Origin of the sequence: Lysinibacillus sphaericus OT4b.31 (genome assembly GCF_000392615.1) — a bacterium.
Lineage (GTDB): Bacteria > Bacillota > Bacilli > Bacillales_A > Planococcaceae > Lysinibacillus > Lysinibacillus sphaericus_B.
Genome location: NZ_KB933404.1, coordinates 74963 through 92216, shown reverse-complemented (window position 1 = coordinate 92216; position 17254 = coordinate 74963). Strand labels below are relative to the sequence as shown.

The window sequence follows — 17254 nt, the reverse complement described above, 5'->3', positions numbered from 1 at the left end:
ACAGTTTTATTTTTATTTACCAATAAAAGAGTGAAAAACAGCTCATACAAACGGTTTTATAAACCATTCGTATGAGCTGTTTTTTGTGGAACTACATAATTTCATAATGATTTTATTTTGCAAAGAATTCAATAATCCCATCTACGATAGATATAGCAGTTTTGCTTTGAAAATCTTTAGAAACCATTCGGATTTCATCTTCTTTATTTGACGTAAAGCCCAGTTCTAGTAATACTGCAGGAGCAGAATTGTTCTTTAAAACATAAAAATCACTGTCTTTTACACCACGATTTTTGGCATCAATACTTTGCTTAAAGATAGATGCTAGCAGGATTTTAGCTAAATTTTCAACCTTATTTTGATGTGAACTGTAATGAACAGTTATTCCGTTAACACTAGGATCGGTAAAAGCGTCGTGATGAATACTAATATACAAATCAGCTGAAGCATCATCGGCAATTTGAATTCTTTTTTGTAAAGCTTCTCTTTGATTACGCCCTAAATCTATGTCTTTATCATGTGTTAGGATGACTGTTGAGGCTGTTCTTTTTTCAAGTTCCTGCTTAATATTTTGTGCTACTGTAAGATTCGCCTCTTTTTCTCTTGTTCCAAAGGTTAAGCCAGTTGTGCCAATATCAACGCCGCCATGGCCAGGATCAAACACAATGTTTTTTCCTTCTGTCCATTCAATAGGCCTTTACGGTTTTGAACGGATGGCTTTTTCATAGACATAATCATTCTAGTCACAACACCATTTAAAATTCTTTACTTGATATCGATGTCATCTTCACCTAATCTTTATCTCTCTCTATTATTCTTTCTATAGTAAGAGAAAACAGGAGGTAAATTAAAATGACAAAAAAAATATTTCTGAGTGCGCTAATTGGAATCCTTGTAATATTCGCGACAGCCTGTGGAAACAAGCAGAATGAAAAACAAACAGCTACTGTCGATTCGAAGGATCAATATAAGTTGTTTTATAATAAAAGTGTTTTTTTGGGTGATTCACTTTTATTAGGATTACCTGATGTGTTAGAGGACTCTAATGTAATTAGTAATGCGGGTGCCACTGCTCTATTTGCCCTTGAAGAAGTTGATAAAATTCAGAGTGAAAAACCTGAACATTTATATATCATGCTAGGTTCAGATGACTTGTTGTTTCCAGTAGAAAATCCTGTGGGAGAATCAATAATGAACTACACTAAATTAATTGAAAAAATAAATGGAAAACTGCCAAATGTGAAGATACATGTCTTATCGGTTCCACCAGTGACAAAAGAAGCAATGGAGGTAGAACCACGTTATAAAAATATCCCGGATTATAATAAGGAACTTGAAAAGATGGCAGCAACAAAGAATATCGAATACATCGATTTGTCCTCTATATTTGAAAAAAATGACAATCTGTATAGTGAGGATGGGATCCATTTTAAGAATGATTTTTATCCTATTTTTCTGAACCATATAAAGCAGCATATCCACTCTTCTAAAAACAATGAAGGGGTGCCTGATGGTGAATAAAATGGAAGTATCGACTCCAGAAAGGAAGAAAAATCGTTATATCCCGGGATTAGATGGGATAAGAGCGCTCGCTGTATTTGTAGTAATCGCCTACCATCTCAATTTAGAAGGGGCTTCAGGAGGTTTTTTAGGTGTAGGCGTATTTTTTGTCTTATCTGGGTATCTCATTACAGATCTATTGATTATGGAATGGACAAATACGGGACAGATTAATTTGCGTCATTTTTGGGTCAGACGTGTTAAACGCCTTTTACCAGGGCAGATCCTTGTATTGATTGTAGTGGCAGTATTTATATTGCTGTTTAACTTTACACGATTAGCCGACCTCTGGGGCGATTTTCTAGCTTCGCTTTTTTATGTGACGAATTGGTGGTTCATTTTTAACGATGTCGGCTATTTTTCCAATTTTGGACAACCTTCCCCTCTATTACATTACTGGTCTCTCGCTGTCGAGGAGCAGTTTTATCTAGTTTGGCCACTTATAGTCTTACTGGGACTCCGTTTCGTTCACAAACGTAAGCTTCTTATTTTGTTCATCCTTATCGGTGCATTTGCTTCCGCTCTAGGAATGGCACTGCTTTATCAAACAGGGTTAATGGACACAAGCAGGGTTTATTTCGGAACAGATACTCGTGCGTTTGCCCTGTTAATTGGAGCGGCACTTGCGTTATGCTTACCTAGCCAAATGTTTACGGGGAAGATTGTTGATAATAGAGCATTGCGTATTTTTTTGGATATACTTGGGGCAGCTGGTCTTGCCATTCTGTCATGGATGGTTTGGCAGACTAATCAGTATGAGGCTTTTCTTTACCGTGGTGGAATGGTACTTCAGTGTATTGCTGCGGTTTCAGTAATAGCCGCAGCGGTTCATCCATCCACTTGGATCAGTCGCTTTTTGGGATGCAAGCTGTTGCGCTGGTTTGGTGTTCGTTCATATGGAATTTATCTATGGCATTACCCAATCTTAGTTTTGTTCTTCCCTGTATCAGGAGGGGGAAATGCCATAGTTCATAATATCATACAAATTGTAATGATTCTTCTACTCGCTTCGATTTCTTGGCGATTTATAGAGCAACCAATCCGTTACGGAACGGAAGGAAGTATGTGGAGGAAGATCTACCGTCCTAAAAGTACAGCATGCTCTACTGTTAAAAAATAAAACACACGTGCTAGTCATCTGTCCAAAATGAACCATGTCAATGGACACCCAGATTTATTTTTGATCAATTAATCGCTAAAAGAATTCCTAATTATTGTTGAAATCCGTTAGTCTAATAGCCGTGATACCGCGGGTATGGGACTAACGGATTTTTTATGTCAGGTTATAGAATATACACACATTTCAAAGGGATAGCCTCATTTTATTATTCTTTAAATGTTATTGATATTATCTTCACCAAATCTTTATTTACCTCTATTAATCTTTAAACAGTACAAAGAAGCTTTGAAAAGGAGGGGATAGAAAAAAATAGCATTATAGTACCCATAAACTATAGAAAAAATAGAAAGAAGGCTCAGGGTAGAACGTACCTGCTCGTGGGGCTTGACCCTGTCGACTAAACCGTTCAGTTATAATAAAACCATATAAAAAATGGTCAACCAGAAATATCTGGCTGACCTTATAATACGAACCGCGCAGGTTAGTTCAATAAGAAATCATAAAATTATAAGAGGAAAAGGAAAGAACCATCGTTTTATTACTGATTGGTTAATTTATTTCTACCATAGAGTTTCAGTTTTATGCTCGATGACTTGTATTACTATTGGTTCAATATTTTTTAACATTTGCGCGTATAGTTTACTATCGCCATTATTTTCACCCTGAAGTTGTACATCAGTCTGTGTTTTTGTAATGACATTAATTACTTGTTGTTTAGTAACGTTTTTAGAAGCTGCAATCTCCACTACAGATTTTCCTGTTGCCAATTCTTGTTTTAATTCTTGTGCGTTTATTTTTAATAAAGACAATAAAATTTCATCGTTCAAATAAAAGTCTGCAGTATAATCAGGTTTACCATTTAAAGAAAATAAACCTTCGACTTTAATATTTGAAGGTGTAGGTTTACCTTCTAATACTGTTTGAATTTCTTCAGGGGTTGGTGCTTTAATAGAATTTACAGTTTCTACCGACTCATTTATTTCTTTTTTTTGAGTAGCATAGGCACTGCCAGCTCCTACTAATAATGCTGTTGAAATTCCAAGTGCAGTGAATAATTTTGTCTTAGGATTTAACATTTAAAACCTCTTTTCATTGTTTTATTGGGTGTTACAAGTACTAATATAAAAGCAGCATGTAAAGATGAAGTGAAGATGATATAAAGTTGAAATCAAACTTTATTCTTCCACTAATCGGTGTTTCAATTAAAAGATGCTGAAATGCTTCTTTTTTGTTATGCAGCTAAAGGAGGCAGTTTAGTGCAAGAAGGTGTTACTATATAAAATGGAATTTAAAAGGAAACAATATAAAAAATTGATGAGAAGCTTTGGTTATGTTTTTTAAATTGTTTAAAAAACATTTTGCTATTATAATTGCTTTTATGATGAAGCAATAATGTAGTTTTCGAATAAATTATATTTAAGTTATTAAAAAACAAAGTACCTGTTTTGATGCATATATTCAAAATAGATATTTCTAATTTTATCTATATATTGTGTTTGTTTACTATTGCAGAACTATATATTGATTAAGTGGTTGTTTGGTTAATTTCATGCATTTTAGTTTTTCGCGATAGCTTAGGGAATCTCTGCGTAATGGTGATCATACTGGCACTATCCCCCTATAATAAAATTAATCATCGAATATTAATTGTTAACTATTGCAATTCAAGAATCGAGCCAGATTGTTGAATAAGAAAACATCTAGGGAACACTATCAATGAGGTGTTGAACTAATGAAAAGATACGTTATATTTATACTGGCATTATTTCTTGTAATTGCCCCTAATAAAGCATGGGCCACAATTAAAGGATATGATAAAGTTGCAACGTCAAGTAAGGATGATATAACTTTATATGCCAAGAAAATCGATGATTTATTATGACTTCAAAATTGACTTTAAGGGAAGGATTGCCTCAAGACCTTTTTGGTTAAACGTTGCTAATAACCCTACTTATGCCCCTAAAATTATATATGAGGACATAAACAGAGATGGAAAGAATTAATCATAATTTTGAACCAAGGATATGATACTGGTGTTTTATTAGAAGAAATTTATGTTTTTGAAATTGGTGATAATCGATTTGGCGAGGTGATTGTTGATAATCCCCTTGCAGTAGTATTGAAAAATGCGAAAACTAGTTTAACACCAACTGAAGTGAAATTAAGTATTGGAGACAAGCATTATATTGTGGATTTAAGAACATTAGGTATCAAGCCAGAGAATGTATTTAAGGATATATTTTTTGGAGGCATTATTGAGTATGAAGTAGAAAACAATAACTTAATCGCAAGGTTAGCTGCACAAGTTTCTCCATCATACTCTATTGGTGAAGTTATTATTATTTATGAATATCGTGACAGAATGTATCAAGCAAAATTCGTGGATTTCCACCCCTACAAATAAAGTTTATGAAGTATTGTAATCATGTTTAATGGGTGTTTTTCTTCAATTAGACATCATAAAGGATCTTCAACAATCGGGAGCGATTGGTGAGCAACACCATTACGAAATAATCAAACTTTTTTAAAAACGAAACTAATATCTGCTGATAAAGAATCCATTTTGATCAATCTTTTTTAAAACTGGATACTTTATATTTATTGTAAAATGCTGGTTTGTGAGATTTTTTTGATCAAACTTTATTTCAAAGCAACAGGTTGATCTACTATAAATAGCCATTGGCTGTCGAAGATTGATTAAATGTAATCAATATATTTTCTAATTTATATTTTTAAATGAATTTGGCGAGAAGCGAAAACTTTCTTGCCAAGTTCTTTTTTTATTTCTCAACTAAAGAAATATACGTTAAAGAGAAATAAGTAACTTAAATTTATATTTTTTTGTTAACCTTTTTAGTATTGAAACGTTTTAAAGGTGGGAGGTTTGAAATGAATGATTCCATGATGGGGAAAAAATTAAATGAGATACTAAAATTTGTTTACTCTTGCCTAATAAAAATGGGTGCTTCAAAGGAGGATGCAGAAGATATTATCCAAGATACTGCGTATAAGTTTTTACAATACATAGACTCAGTCCAGATTGATAATATACAAAGTTGGCTATTTAGAGTAGCAGTAAATCAATATTATGATTTGTCCCGTAAGAAATCTAGACGAAGAGATATATTATTGAAATTCAACGTACAGGAAATATTTGAGGAAGAAACACCTGAAAAAGTCGTCATGCAAAGTGAACTAGAAAGAGATGTACAGGAAATCTTAACTAAATTAAATCCGAAATACAGGCAATTGCTTCTTCTGAAATATAGTACAGGATTAAAAATAAATGAGATAGCAGAGCTGTATAGCATGAAAGAAGGATCTGTTAAGACTACTCTCCATAGGGCAAGAAAAGAGTTTATCGAACAATATAGGAGGTATGAAAATGAACAAGGAAAATGAGTTTTTTCCAAAAGATTTTGAGTTTGAGAAATTAGTAAAAAAAGCAAGGAAACGTTCAATTGTAAAAATGGTGCTCATTTCATTTGTTATTAGTCTCATCGTTTTATTTGGACTCTATTTTATTGGGAATACAATGATGAAAATAAAAATGGAAAAGGAAACAGACTTGGATTCGACTTGGAACGATATTATGGGCGCCAACATTGAAGAGCGAGGTACCATATTTAATTATTTTCTAACTTCTGCAACAGCAAAAATGACATTAGTAAAAGTCGTTGGAGGCGTACCAATTCCGTGGGGGGAACAGGAAAAAGTTTTTACTATTTTGGGAGCATCTCGACTTATTTCAAATAATGGTCCTTCTGGCTTAGGCTACTCAGATGATGAGCGAATTCCTTTGTATTATGAAGGAGAAAGAGTCGTTGAATTTTTTCATCCACAAGTAAATTATAAGCAAATATTTGATGATAGAACGTTACTTAATGCGATTGATGATAACACAGTTGTAGAAATGGCTTTTTCATTTGATGATGGATACTCCATTGAGGAAGTAAATGAGGTATTTAAAGAACAATTAGCATGGTATTGGGTAGATACGTTTAGTAAAGATGATATAGAAAATGATAATAAATTTAACAAAGATAAGAATTTCCCTGACGATACGATCGATGGATTTGAAGTATATGGCTTTCCGTATAACCGAAGTGCAGAAGCCTATTCTGCCTCTAACTTTATATCAATCTTAGAGAAGGTAAAGGAGGATGGTGGTAATTATCAAGACGATGCAGAGAAAATTATTAATAACATAACTAATCAGGGCAAAATGAAACTAGAACCTCAGAACCTTAAAATTATTGGTGTAGTGGTTACAGGAAAACCAAGTGATTTAATAAAGTTTAGTGATGAATCTATGATTCGCGGTGCTACATTAGGAGCATCAACAGACCAATATTAAATTAGAGTGGATACCAATGAAACTGACTTATGAGTAGGGGGACGGTGAACCGCATCATAAATAACTTGAAAATATGTTTCTTCCACAATCGGGCGCGATTGTGGAAGAAAACAGCTATATTAAAAGAGCATGCTTAATATAATTTCTGGAATGTTTCTCCATTAAAGGGCACTTTAATGGAGGAAATATCATAGAAATGATCAATCTTTTTTATAGAAGAATGATTCAATAAAATATATAAAGAGCAAGTTTTGATTAAATTTTTTAAAAACACGCTCTTTCTTTTTGCTTGTTTATCAAGGCTATTATTAAATTCTTAATATAAGCTACAGACTTTCATCGATATGTTGAAAGTAGAATTGTAAGTTATTGTGGAAATTTAAAATTAATTTTACGTTCTTTTTTATCCCAAATAAGGTGGGCATTAAAAGTTTTCTCTCCTTTTTTAAATCCTTTTATCAAGTCTGTTTCACCAGTTGCCAAAAGTTTTTTCATATTCGATTGTGAAATAGTTTTTCTTAAAAGTTTCTTTGAAACCGAGAATTTACAATTAGCTGTTTTATAATTTGAACATCCGTAAAAAGTGCCATGATCTATGATTGACCCCTCGCAAAGGATACAATTCCCAACAACTGTTTTTTCTTTATTATATCTTTTATTGTACGGATTATTTGCAGTGATTTTATCGACTGCATTTTGATTAAATGCCCATTCCTTTTCACGCTTGTTAGCATCTGAAATCAATTTGTCAGCAAGCTTTTTTACTTGTTCCATAAATACTTTAGGAGAAGCGTTGCCTTCACCTATTTCAGAAAGTCGTTGCTCCCATTTGGCTGTCATAGAAGGGGAAGTTAAGATACTTTCACCTAGTGCCTCAATTAGTAACATACCTTTAGCCGTTGCAAAGACTTGGTTTTTCTTAACTTCGATGTAGTTTCGATCTTTTAATGTACCAATAATTCCAGCGCGTGTAGCTTCAGTACCTAATCCTTCCGTTTTCGATAAGACCTTTTCTAATTCTGCATCTTCTAAATGTTTACCAGCTGTTTTCATTACGGTAATCAAATTACCTTCAGAATAACGATTTGGTGGTTGGGTTTCACCTTTTTTTACGTTAGCTTTCGCAACGATACCTTGCTCATTTTCATGTAATGGGGGGAGCAGTTCATCTTTGTCTGTAGGTGAGTTATCTTTAGAATGATAAATAACCTTACGCCAACCTTCTTCCATTAGCACTTTGCCCTTAGAGATAAATTCTGCACGTTTATCAACAAGTGAATGAATCGTTGTGTAAGAAAATATGGCATTGTTGTAATGTGCTGCAATGACTTGTCTTGCAACTAAATCATAAATCTTTTCTTCTTCTGTACTTAGCGTCGCTACGCCTGGTATTTGCTCTGTAATAATAATTGCATGGTGATCGGTTACTTTTTTTTCATTCACATATCTTTTATTATTCATAATTGAACTTGTCGGTGGCGGAAGAAGTCCTTTATATTTATCAATTTTACTTAAATGCTCTAGTATCTTTGGTAGTGTTTTTGCTTCTTCATTCGTTAAAAATTGTGAATCAGATCTTGGATAGGAAACTACGCCCTTTAAATAAAGCTTTTGCAAAATATCCAGTGTATTTTGTGGTGAGAAATTATAGGCCTTGTTTGCTGTAGCTTGTAATGCAGATAAGTTAAATAACAATGGAGGAGAGTATTCCTTTGTTTCTCTTTTAATCCTATTAATTTCTACATTTTTATTGAGACAGAAATTAGCAATAGCAATTGCTTGTCGTTCCTCTTGAACTCTTGAAATGTTATCTTTATACCATTTTGCTTTTAACATTTTTCCATCAAAATTAAACTCCGTTTCCACTTCCCAAAATAGTTCTGATTTAAAATTCGCAATTTCATGTTCTCTCTTTACTATTAGTGCAAGTGTAGGTGTTTGTACACGACCAATTGAAAATACATCTTTCACGCCATTTCGTTTGAGGAGTACCGTGTATAATCTGGATGTGTTGATGCCAATTAGCCAGTCTGCACAGGAACGACTTAGTGCTTCAAAATAAATATCGCGTGTTTTCTCTTCTGGTAGTAAATTTGCAAACCCATTTTTTACAGCGTTTTCTGTTAAAGATGATATCCATAGACGTTTCATCGGTTTATTAACACCGCATACTCTTATAATGGTGCGGATAATCAATTCACCTTCACGCCCAGCATCACCACCAATAATGATTTCTTGAATGTCTGGTTTTTTTACTAAACTTTTAATCACATTAAATTGTTTATACTTTGACTTAGTCACTTTATATTCAAATCGATCTGGAATAATAGGCAATGTTTCTAATGACCATTTTTTCCATGTAGGATTATATTCTTCAGGGGCTTTCAGTTCACATAGATGTCCAATCGCCCATGTGATAAGTGCTCCACCTGGAAAGTATGTGTTTGGCTTAACTTCAAAATAACCAGATTTTTTTGTAAAAGAAAAGGGGGCAGCTAATTTTGCAGCTTGGTCTGGTTTTTCTGCAATTACTATTTTCATATACTCTTCTCCTATTAATAATAATTACAACTTCTTGTATTATAATTATAAATGAATTTTCAGTATTACGGTTATATTAATATTGTGTCCATCTTTTAATAGAAAATCTAGTTATGTTGACTAATAATCTAGGCTTTCATACATATTAATTAGGTCCAAAATAATTAAGTCCATTTTTATGTAGATAACGTACCGATTGTCAATTGATCACTCATAATGAGTTTACCTATTTAAACGATTTGTTAAAAAAATATCAACAACTAATTGGACAGTCATTTGAACCAGTTCTAAGAGGACAAAATAAACGCTATGTAGACGGATCTAATGTAGGAGAGCACTATACCATTATTCCGACGAAAAAGGTCCCGACAGAAAAAGCGTTGCAATCAATGCCTGCGGATGAACGTAATATATATTTTGAAATTTTAAATACGACACTTGCGATGTTTCATCAAGATTTTGAATACGATGAAAAAACGATTTTGACAAACGTAAAAAAATTAGAGTTTAAATCGGTCGGTAAAACGGGGTTTGTGAAAGGCTGGAAAGAGCTCTTTTGTAAGTTAAGTCCATTAAATATCGAAGCAGAGCAGTTTACAAAACCAGCAAATAAAGATATTGTTACTTGCCCAGCATGTAAAGTAGGTAAAATAAGCTTACGTAAGAATTTTTATGGTTGTTCAGATTATAAAAATGGTTGTAAACAAACATTCCCTGAAAGGTTATTAGGTAAGAAGCTCTCTGAAAAGAATAATAAAGACTTATGTAGTAGCGGTAAAACTACAGATATTAAAGGATTTAAAGCTAAGAGTGGGAAACAGTTCAGAGCAGCCTTACATTTAGTTGATGGCAAAATTGAATTTGATTTCAATAATAAATAAAATCGGAAAAGAATGTAATTCCTTCCCGCAAAAATTATAAATTGAATTCATTCTGCAATTGAGACGGAACGTAAGACAATCTTTGCGCCTCCTTTACATTCGCTGCTAGAGCTACAAAAAGAGGCAAATAAATTTTACGGTTTAACATCATCTGAAACATTAAAAATAGCACAAAGTTTGAAAAAAAGCTAATTACCTATACGCGGACAGAGTCAAAGCACTTGCCGACAAATTTTGCAGCAGGTATACATCAGCATTTGCAGGCACTTTCATCAATTCCAAACTATACACAACTTGTAGAAAGCCTAGAACGTGGCATATTCAAAAAGTAATGCACTCAAAGCACTACGTCGATGATAAAAAATTGATGGAACACCATGCGATTACGGTGACGCATATGATTCCTAAACTTGAAACCTTACGCCTGTTGAACAGAAAATTTATCATTTAATTGCGAAGAGGCTTCTAGCAATTTTTATGCCGCCTTATGTATTAGATAAAACAGTGGTGTTGTTATCCTCAAACGGTGAATGATTAAAGGCAAGTGGCAATGCGGTCATAGAGTAAGGATTCACTTCTTTATATGAGACTCATCGCAACAGATGCAAAAAAATTACTAAAAGGCACAGAAACGCGTGACATTCGTTTTACCTGAAAAAGCTGGAAGAAGTGTAACAAAATTAAAATTAGAAAGCGGTAAGTTAACGTTTGTCTTTGTTCAGACGGTTTCGAGTGGAAAGGGCAAAAATGGCTAAAATTTATCATCATGAGCGACAACTAGAAAGAGATATACGGCATTTAAAGCACAAACAAATTTTCAACCGTCTGTTATGTATAGTCGGTATATGTGTGGTCTTTTTTATCGTTTGGCAGTGGCAACAGGTGTTGCTAATACTTGTTGCTATGGTAATTGCGGGACTATTTAAGGCTAGGCAATTTTCTTTAAGCAAGCAGCTTGGTAAGGTGACGGCTGGTCTCGCTGGAGAAGATAAAGCGTTACAAATTATGGGAAATCTTCCTGCAACTTTTTCGGTTTTTCCAGATATTCAGCTTGTAGTTGATGGACGGACAAGCCAATTAGACACAATTATTGTTGGGCCGACTGGTATTTTTGTGGTAGAGGTGAAAAATCATTCTGGCATAATTGAGGGGAATACGAGTGAGCGAGAACTACTGCAATTCAAGCGTGACGGGCACAAAAAAACTATGTATAACCCAGTGAAGCAGGTTGCCACACATACATATCGCTTGCATCGTTATTTGTGTCAACATGGTTTGGATTTATGGATACAAGGAACGGTCTATTTTGCGAATGATACAGCGAGAATTGAAGTCGCTAACCATACTTCGACGCCCATTTTTTCGGCAAAAGACAACGGAAGTAAGCGTTTGCTTTATTATATAGAAGAAAAACCTGGTCGGGTACTATCAAGTAGTGAGCAAAGATCAGTTGAAAAGTTGATAAAACATCTATTAAAACAACAAGCGAGCAAATGACGCTTTTAATAAGAAGGATGCTTGTGAATGGCTAGATTGATTTCGGTAAGATAGTCTTTAAAATAGCGAGAAATGGCAAGGCTAGGTTTCCACCAGATGTGAGCCTAGTTTTTTTGCTTTGTGTTAAATCATGATATCTGTCTGTATCACTCCTTGTCCTTATGAATGATTTGACAGAATTAATTCATCCGATAGTACAAACACACCGACTTTTTCCGCATATTATAATGAATGAAAGTAAACGTTTACTTTATTGAAAGTGAAGGAATTGAAGATCAAGTGATTTCACCATGAAAGCAAGGAACAATTAAATGGTTGATGCTAGGCCATTTAGCGCAGCAAGCGGGCTTAGCAGGCTCGTTTTTTTTGTGTGTGAAGTATAAATTTTATCGAACCTATCGAGATTTGTTAAAGCTAGTTCAGGCAAAGTTTTACCCGAAAATGTGAGCTAGACGAAAAATTTTGCAAAAACCTTAACTATTTGCTACGAAATCCGTATAATAAATCAAACAGTACGAAAATTGTCCATTTTTCATTGGTAAATTGCGTGAATTTTTTAAATTGTATTGACGTAAGGAACGATAATTTGTACACTGTGTACATTCAATTGTTTTGTGGAGGAATACAATTAATTTTAAAAGTTAGGATTTGATAGATATGATCGTATGTAAATTTGGTGGAACATCTGTAGCAAGCGCAGAACAAATTCAAAAAGTAGCAAACATTGTAAAATCTAATCCGGCACGTAAAATCGTAGCCGTATCAGCACCAGGGAAACGCTCTAATGATGATATAAAAGTAACTGATTTACTAATCGATTTAGCGAATGCGGCATTAAATAATGATGACATAGAACAAAAATTACAAACAGTCGTGAATCGATATAAAACGATTGCAGATGGTTTAAAGCTAGATCATGCGATTTGTGATGTGATTGTTGAAGACTTGCGTGAACGTGTACAGGGCGATAAGTTGAACGAAGAATTATTTATCGATAACTTAAAAGCATCTGGAGAGGACAATAATGCAAAGTTAATCGCAGCTTATTTCAACTCAATCGATATGCCAGCACGTTATGTAAGTCCAAAAGAGGGTTTGGTGGTAAATGATTTACCGGAACGTACATTTGCTTTACCGGAAGCATATGCCAATTTAGCTCCATTAAAAGACACTAAAGAAATTATTGTGTTCCCTGGTTTCTTCGGTTACACTAAAGCGGGCATACTGCGTACTTTTGACCGCGGTGGCTCTGATATTACAGGCTCTATTTTAGCAGCAGCTGTTGAAGCCGAGCTTTATGAAAACTTTACGGATGTGGATTGTGTGTTCTCCGCGAATCCGAAAGTCGTGAATGATCCTGTTGAAATTAAAGAAATTACGTATCGCGAAATGCGCGAATTATCCTATGCAGGCTTTTCAGTGTTCCACGATGAAGCGTTAATGCCTGTTTATAAGATTGGGGTGCCCGTTAACATAAAAAATACAAATAATCCATCAGCCCCAGGTACCCGTATTGTACCGAATCGTCCTGCAACAGGTCGTCCGGTAACAGGTATCTCGGCAGACAGTGGCTTTTCAACTTTATATGTCTCTAAATATTTAATGAATCGTGAAGTAGGCTTTGGTCGAAAACTTCTACAGATTCTAGAAGATGAAAATATTTCATATGAACACACACCATCTGGATTAGATGATATTTCGGTTATCATGCGTTCAAATCAACTATCAGTAGAAAATGAAGCGCGTATTCTAGCCCGTGTGAAAAACGAATTGTATGCAGATGATGTGCAAATGCGCCATGGTTTCTCGATGATTGTTATTGTAGGGGAAGGGATGCGTAATAACACAGGTCTTGCGGCTCGTGCAGCAACTGCGATTTCAAAAACAGGTGCTAACATTGAAATGATTAACCAAGGTTCCTCTGAGGTAAGTCTAGTATTCGGCGTTTTACAAGAATTTGAAAACCAAATTTTACAAGCCCTCTATGGAGAATTCTTTGCCCATGTGCAAGCGTAAATTACTTACACTAATTCAAGCGATTGCTGCTTGAATTAGTGTTTTCTTTTTAGCTAGAATGCGGTAAAATCGAGGGCGTACATAGTTAGGAGGATATTATCTTGAAAAATTTATCGATCGGCATGTTATTTTCAGTTATAGGGATATTATTTGTATGCTTAACAATTATGGATATTTTACCGTCATCAACAAAAACGTCAAAATTTATCTATATTGGCATCGGTTGGGTGTTTATTATTGCAGGTTCTATCATTCGCTTTAAAAATCTAAAGCAGAAACAATAAAGAAATACTCCTTGAAATTGACGTGTTATAAATCGCGGAATTATGATACAATTTCAAAGAAAAGAAATTATTAGAGTATTATGAAGTTGTTGCTCTGTACTATAGAAAACATACAGAAGGTTCAAATTTGCAGTGTATTCATAATTATAGAATGAACAGTACAAATTCTTCTTTGTAAGAATTTGTTTTTTTATGTACTTCGAGACTACTAGATAAACACTTAGACTGACCAAAAAATAGAATTTTCAATCTATAGTTAGTTTCAAATTATAGGAGGCAAGATGATGGCGGTGCTACACAAGGAAGATATACAGATATTTGATCAATATGTTGCCATCCAGACAGCATCACCTATGAAGGTTGTATCTTCAGCTATGCATAATCCTGGTTTCGGCTATTATACACATGTAATGAATCGCTCAGTACCTTATACTTATGACGAACGAAAACCACATCAGGAATTACAGCGTTTTTTACAGTCAGAAGGTTTTCCTATTGACAACACGGTTGCTATGATGACGGCTGTATATGCACGTTATGCAACAATACGTGAGTATCTATATGAAGGTATTCATCTTGTTATTATGATAACAGCAGGATTAGGCAATGCTGTCGATATAACGCGCGCTTTTCATCGTCAGGAGCAGTATCACGCTGGCACGATAAATACATGGGTGCTGATCAATGGCAAATTGTCGGACGAGGCATTGTTTCAGGCAATGATTTCTACTACAGAAGCAAAGGTGAAGGCACTCATTGATGAAAATATTGCAGACCCTACAACGGGCACACAGGCAACAGGTACTTCAACGGATAGTTTGCTAATTGCTTCGACAGAAGAGGGAGACTACCATCAATATGCGGGGCCAATTACAATGCTTGGTAAGGTTATCGGACATGGCGTTTATGAAACGATGCGAGAGGCCATTCAAAAATATAAAAAAGATAAAGAGGAGAATCCGCTATGATTGTCTTAATCATTGCCTGTATCATCGGGCTCGTATTTGATTTAGCTGTAGGGGATCCTCCTAAAATGCCACATCCTGTGCGCTGGATTGGCAAGCTTATTCAATCTCAAACAGAATTATGGAATAAAGGCAACATGCGCAAAACGCGTGGCACGGTGATGGCACTTGCTGTAGTGGGCACGACCATGTTTGTTGTCACTGCAATCTTACTCCTTAGCTATCAGGTTAGTTTAATGTTTGGCATAATCGTAGAAGGTCTATTGATTGGTATTGGACTTGCACAACGAAGCTTGAAAGAAGCAGCGATGGCCGTCTATGAACCGCTTGTGAAAGGGGATTTTGCAGAGGCACGTGTTAAACTATCATGGATTGTCGGACGTGATACAGAACAGCTAGACGAAGATGAAATTGTACGTGGAGTCGTAGAAACAGTGTCTGAAAATACAAGCGATGGGGTAACGGCACCGTTATTTTATGCCTTTTTATTTGGAGCTGTCGGTTTATGGGGCTATAAGGCGGTTAATACGCTCGATTCCATGATTGGCTATAAAAACGATAAGTATAAAGACTTTGGCATGTTTGCAGCAAAACTTGATGATGTCGCGAATTTTGTGCCAAGCCGCTTAACAGGATTACTGATGGTGCTCGGCACGAAAAATGAAACAAATGTATCACTTGGAAAGCGTTTAAAACGTTGGACGCAGGATGCTAAAAAACATCCAAGTCCGAATAGTGGCTATTTGGAAGCGGCTACAGCCGTTCAGTTGGGTGTACAGCTAGGTGGGAAAAATGCATATCAAGGTGTTATTTCCTATCGAGCGACGATGGGTGAGAAGTTAGTCCCTTTAGCGAAGGAACATATTGCAACGTCGGTTACTCATATGCGTATTGCCACATTGCTCTTTACACTTGTCATGTTAGCAATGGAGGTGTTGATTTTTGCAATTGCCTAATCACGGAGCCAATCCGCAAAATGTCTATCATCAATTGGGGCTGACTATGCCCACAGAAGTATATGATTTTAGTGAAAACGTCAATGCTGCTGGACCGCCTATGTTTGTAGAGGCGCGCTGGCGGACGTTTTATCCGTTAATTCAACGCTATCCTAATCCGGATGGAGAGCCTTTTTTATCAAAGGTAGCCAAGTTCCACGATGTTGACAAGAATTCATTGCTTCTTGGAAATGGAGCGTCTGAGTTATTTAGTGTCCTGGCAAGACGCTATACAAATAAGCGTGTGATTATCGTGCATCCAACATTTTCTGAATACGAACGGACGCTGCAAGCAGCAGGCGCGGTCATTGTACCAATTCTAGTGGAAGATATTATTCACTACATTTTGCCAATGGAACGTCTGCAACGAGAAATGATTGACGCTGATGCTCTCTATATTTGTACGCCCAATAATCCAACAGGCGTGTTACCGAAGAAAGAGGAGCTTGTGCAATTAATGACCTACGGGGCGCAAGTGAACTGTGAGCTTGTACTAGATGAAGCATTTATAGACTGGGTAAGTGAAGATCACTCTTTGATTGACTATGTAATCACTAACCCCCATGTCATTGTTGTCCGCTCCATGACGAAAATGTACGCTATTCCAGGGTTGAGACTAGGGTATTTAGTAGCAAGTAACACCGTCGTCTCGGAACTAAAGGCGATGCTTTCTCATTGGAATCTCAATGCTTTTGCACTTGTGATAGGTGCAGGCTGTTTAGATGAACAGGAATACTGTCAACAGGCAATAGCTTATGCACAAACACAGCGGGAGTGGCTCCAGCGCTTCTTACAAGAAAATAGTTGTCAGGTGACAAGGAGCGTGACGAATTATGTTTGCTTTGCATTACCACAAAAAAAACAAGCTGATGCATTTTTCGCCTATTGTCTAACAAAGGGTGTTGTACTACGCCATACGAAAAATTTTATGGGATTAAATGGCGAGTGGTTCCGTATAGGGATAAAGGATATTACGGCCATGAGTTATTTGCAAAACTGTTTACAAGCGTGGTTTAAAACGTATAAGGGGTGAGAAAA

14 protein-coding genes and 2 pseudogenes are annotated in these 17254 nt (G+C 35.5%); 13 read left to right on the top strand and 3 right to left on the bottom strand.

Annotation, left to right across the window (positions count from 1 at the left end):
• Window positions 1–112 precede the first annotated feature (112 nt).
• Complete coding sequence (locus tag H131_RS19930) at window positions 113–664, bottom strand: N-acetylmuramoyl-L-alanine amidase family protein (RefSeq protein WP_010860927.1); 552 nt, start codon at window positions 662–664, stop codon at window positions 113–115.
• 188 nt (window positions 665–852) lie between these two features.
• Between H131_RS19930 and H131_RS19925 the strand changes: the two genes are divergently transcribed.
• Window positions 853–1521, top strand: a complete 669-nt coding sequence (locus H131_RS19925; protein WP_010860926.1) for a GDSL-type esterase/lipase family protein — start codon at window positions 853–855, stop codon at window positions 1519–1521.
• Between the two features lies 1 nt (window position 1522).
• Window positions 1523–2680, top strand: coding sequence for an acyltransferase family protein (locus tag H131_RS19920; RefSeq protein ID WP_230491911.1), 1158 nt, complete (start codon window positions 1523–1525; stop codon window positions 2678–2680).
• A 560-nt stretch (window positions 2681–3240) separates the two neighbouring features.
• Here H131_RS19920 and H131_RS19915 read toward each other — a convergent pair.
• Window positions 3241–3582: pseudogene (locus H131_RS19915) on the bottom strand (hypothetical protein); the annotation flags it as partial.
• A 1109-nt stretch (window positions 3583–4691) separates the two neighbouring features.
• On the opposite strand from H131_RS19915, the gene H131_RS25570 reads away from it, so the two are divergent.
• The 3 genes from H131_RS25570 (at window position 4692) to H131_RS19900 (ending at window position 7037) form a co-directional block, all read left to right on the top strand.
• A complete protein-coding gene (locus H131_RS25570) occupies window positions 4692–5084 on the top strand; it encodes a hypothetical protein (protein WP_010860923.1) in 393 nt (130 codons plus the stop codon).
• A 485-nt stretch (window positions 5085–5569) separates the two neighbouring features.
• Window positions 5570–6082, top strand: coding sequence for an RNA polymerase sigma factor (locus tag H131_RS19905; protein ID WP_010860922.1), 513 nt, complete (start codon window positions 5570–5572; stop codon window positions 6080–6082).
• Entirely contained in the window at window positions 6066–7037 is a 972-nt protein-coding gene (locus H131_RS19900; RefSeq protein ID WP_010860921.1) for an anti sigma factor C-terminal domain-containing protein, read from the top strand. Before H131_RS19905 ends, H131_RS19900 begins: the two co-directional genes overlap by 17 nt.
• A gap of 366 nt (window positions 7038–7403) precedes the next feature.
• Here the strand turns inward: H131_RS19900 and H131_RS19895 are convergent, their stop codons facing one another.
• Entirely contained in the window at window positions 7404–9578 is a 2175-nt protein-coding gene (locus tag H131_RS19895) for a DNA topoisomerase III (RefSeq protein WP_010860920.1), read from the bottom strand.
• A gap of 200 nt (window positions 9579–9778) precedes the next feature.
• On the opposite strand from H131_RS19895, the pseudogene H131_RS25985 reads away from it, so the two are divergent.
• From H131_RS25985 to H131_RS19860, 8 genes and pseudogenes are all read left to right on the top strand, one after another.
• Window positions 9779–10129 (top strand): annotated as a pseudogene (locus tag H131_RS25985) (DNA topoisomerase); the annotation flags it as partial.
• Window positions 10112–10459 carry a topoisomerase C-terminal repeat-containing protein gene (locus tag H131_RS25980; protein ID WP_329600457.1) on the top strand — a complete coding sequence of 116 codons (348 nt, stop codon included), beginning with the start codon at window positions 10112–10114 and terminating at the stop codon, window positions 10457–10459. The pseudogene H131_RS25985 and the gene H131_RS25980, both read left to right, overlap by 18 nt.
• A 747-nt stretch (window positions 10460–11206) precedes the next feature.
• On the top strand, window positions 11207–11956 hold the full coding sequence (locus H131_RS23215) for a nuclease-related domain-containing protein (RefSeq protein ID WP_010860918.1): 750 nt from the start codon (window positions 11207–11209) through the stop codon (window positions 11954–11956).
• Window positions 11957–12613: 657 nt separating this feature from the next.
• Window positions 12614–13972 carry an aspartate kinase gene (locus H131_RS19880; protein ID WP_010860917.1) on the top strand — a complete coding sequence of 453 codons (1359 nt, stop codon included), beginning with the start codon at window positions 12614–12616 and terminating at the stop codon, window positions 13970–13972.
• A 101-nt stretch (window positions 13973–14073) separates the two neighbouring features.
• Entirely contained in the window at window positions 14074–14256 is a 183-nt protein-coding gene (locus H131_RS19875; protein WP_010860916.1) for a hypothetical protein, read from the top strand.
• 284 nt (window positions 14257–14540) lie between these two features.
• Window positions 14541–15224 (top strand): adenosylcobinamide amidohydrolase, encoded by a 684-nt coding sequence (locus tag H131_RS19870; protein WP_010860915.1) that lies wholly within the window; start codon window positions 14541–14543, stop codon window positions 15222–15224.
• Entirely contained in the window at window positions 15221–16177 is a 957-nt protein-coding gene (gene cbiB, locus H131_RS19865) for an adenosylcobinamide-phosphate synthase CbiB (protein ID WP_010860914.1), read from the top strand. The genes H131_RS19870 and cbiB overlap by 4 nt, the downstream gene beginning before the upstream one ends.
• On the top strand, window positions 16164–17249 hold the full coding sequence (locus tag H131_RS19860; protein ID WP_010860913.1) for a pyridoxal phosphate-dependent aminotransferase: 1086 nt from the start codon (window positions 16164–16166) through the stop codon (window positions 17247–17249). Before cbiB ends, H131_RS19860 begins: the two co-directional genes overlap by 14 nt.
• The last annotated feature ends 5 nt before the right edge of the window (window positions 17250–17254 follow it).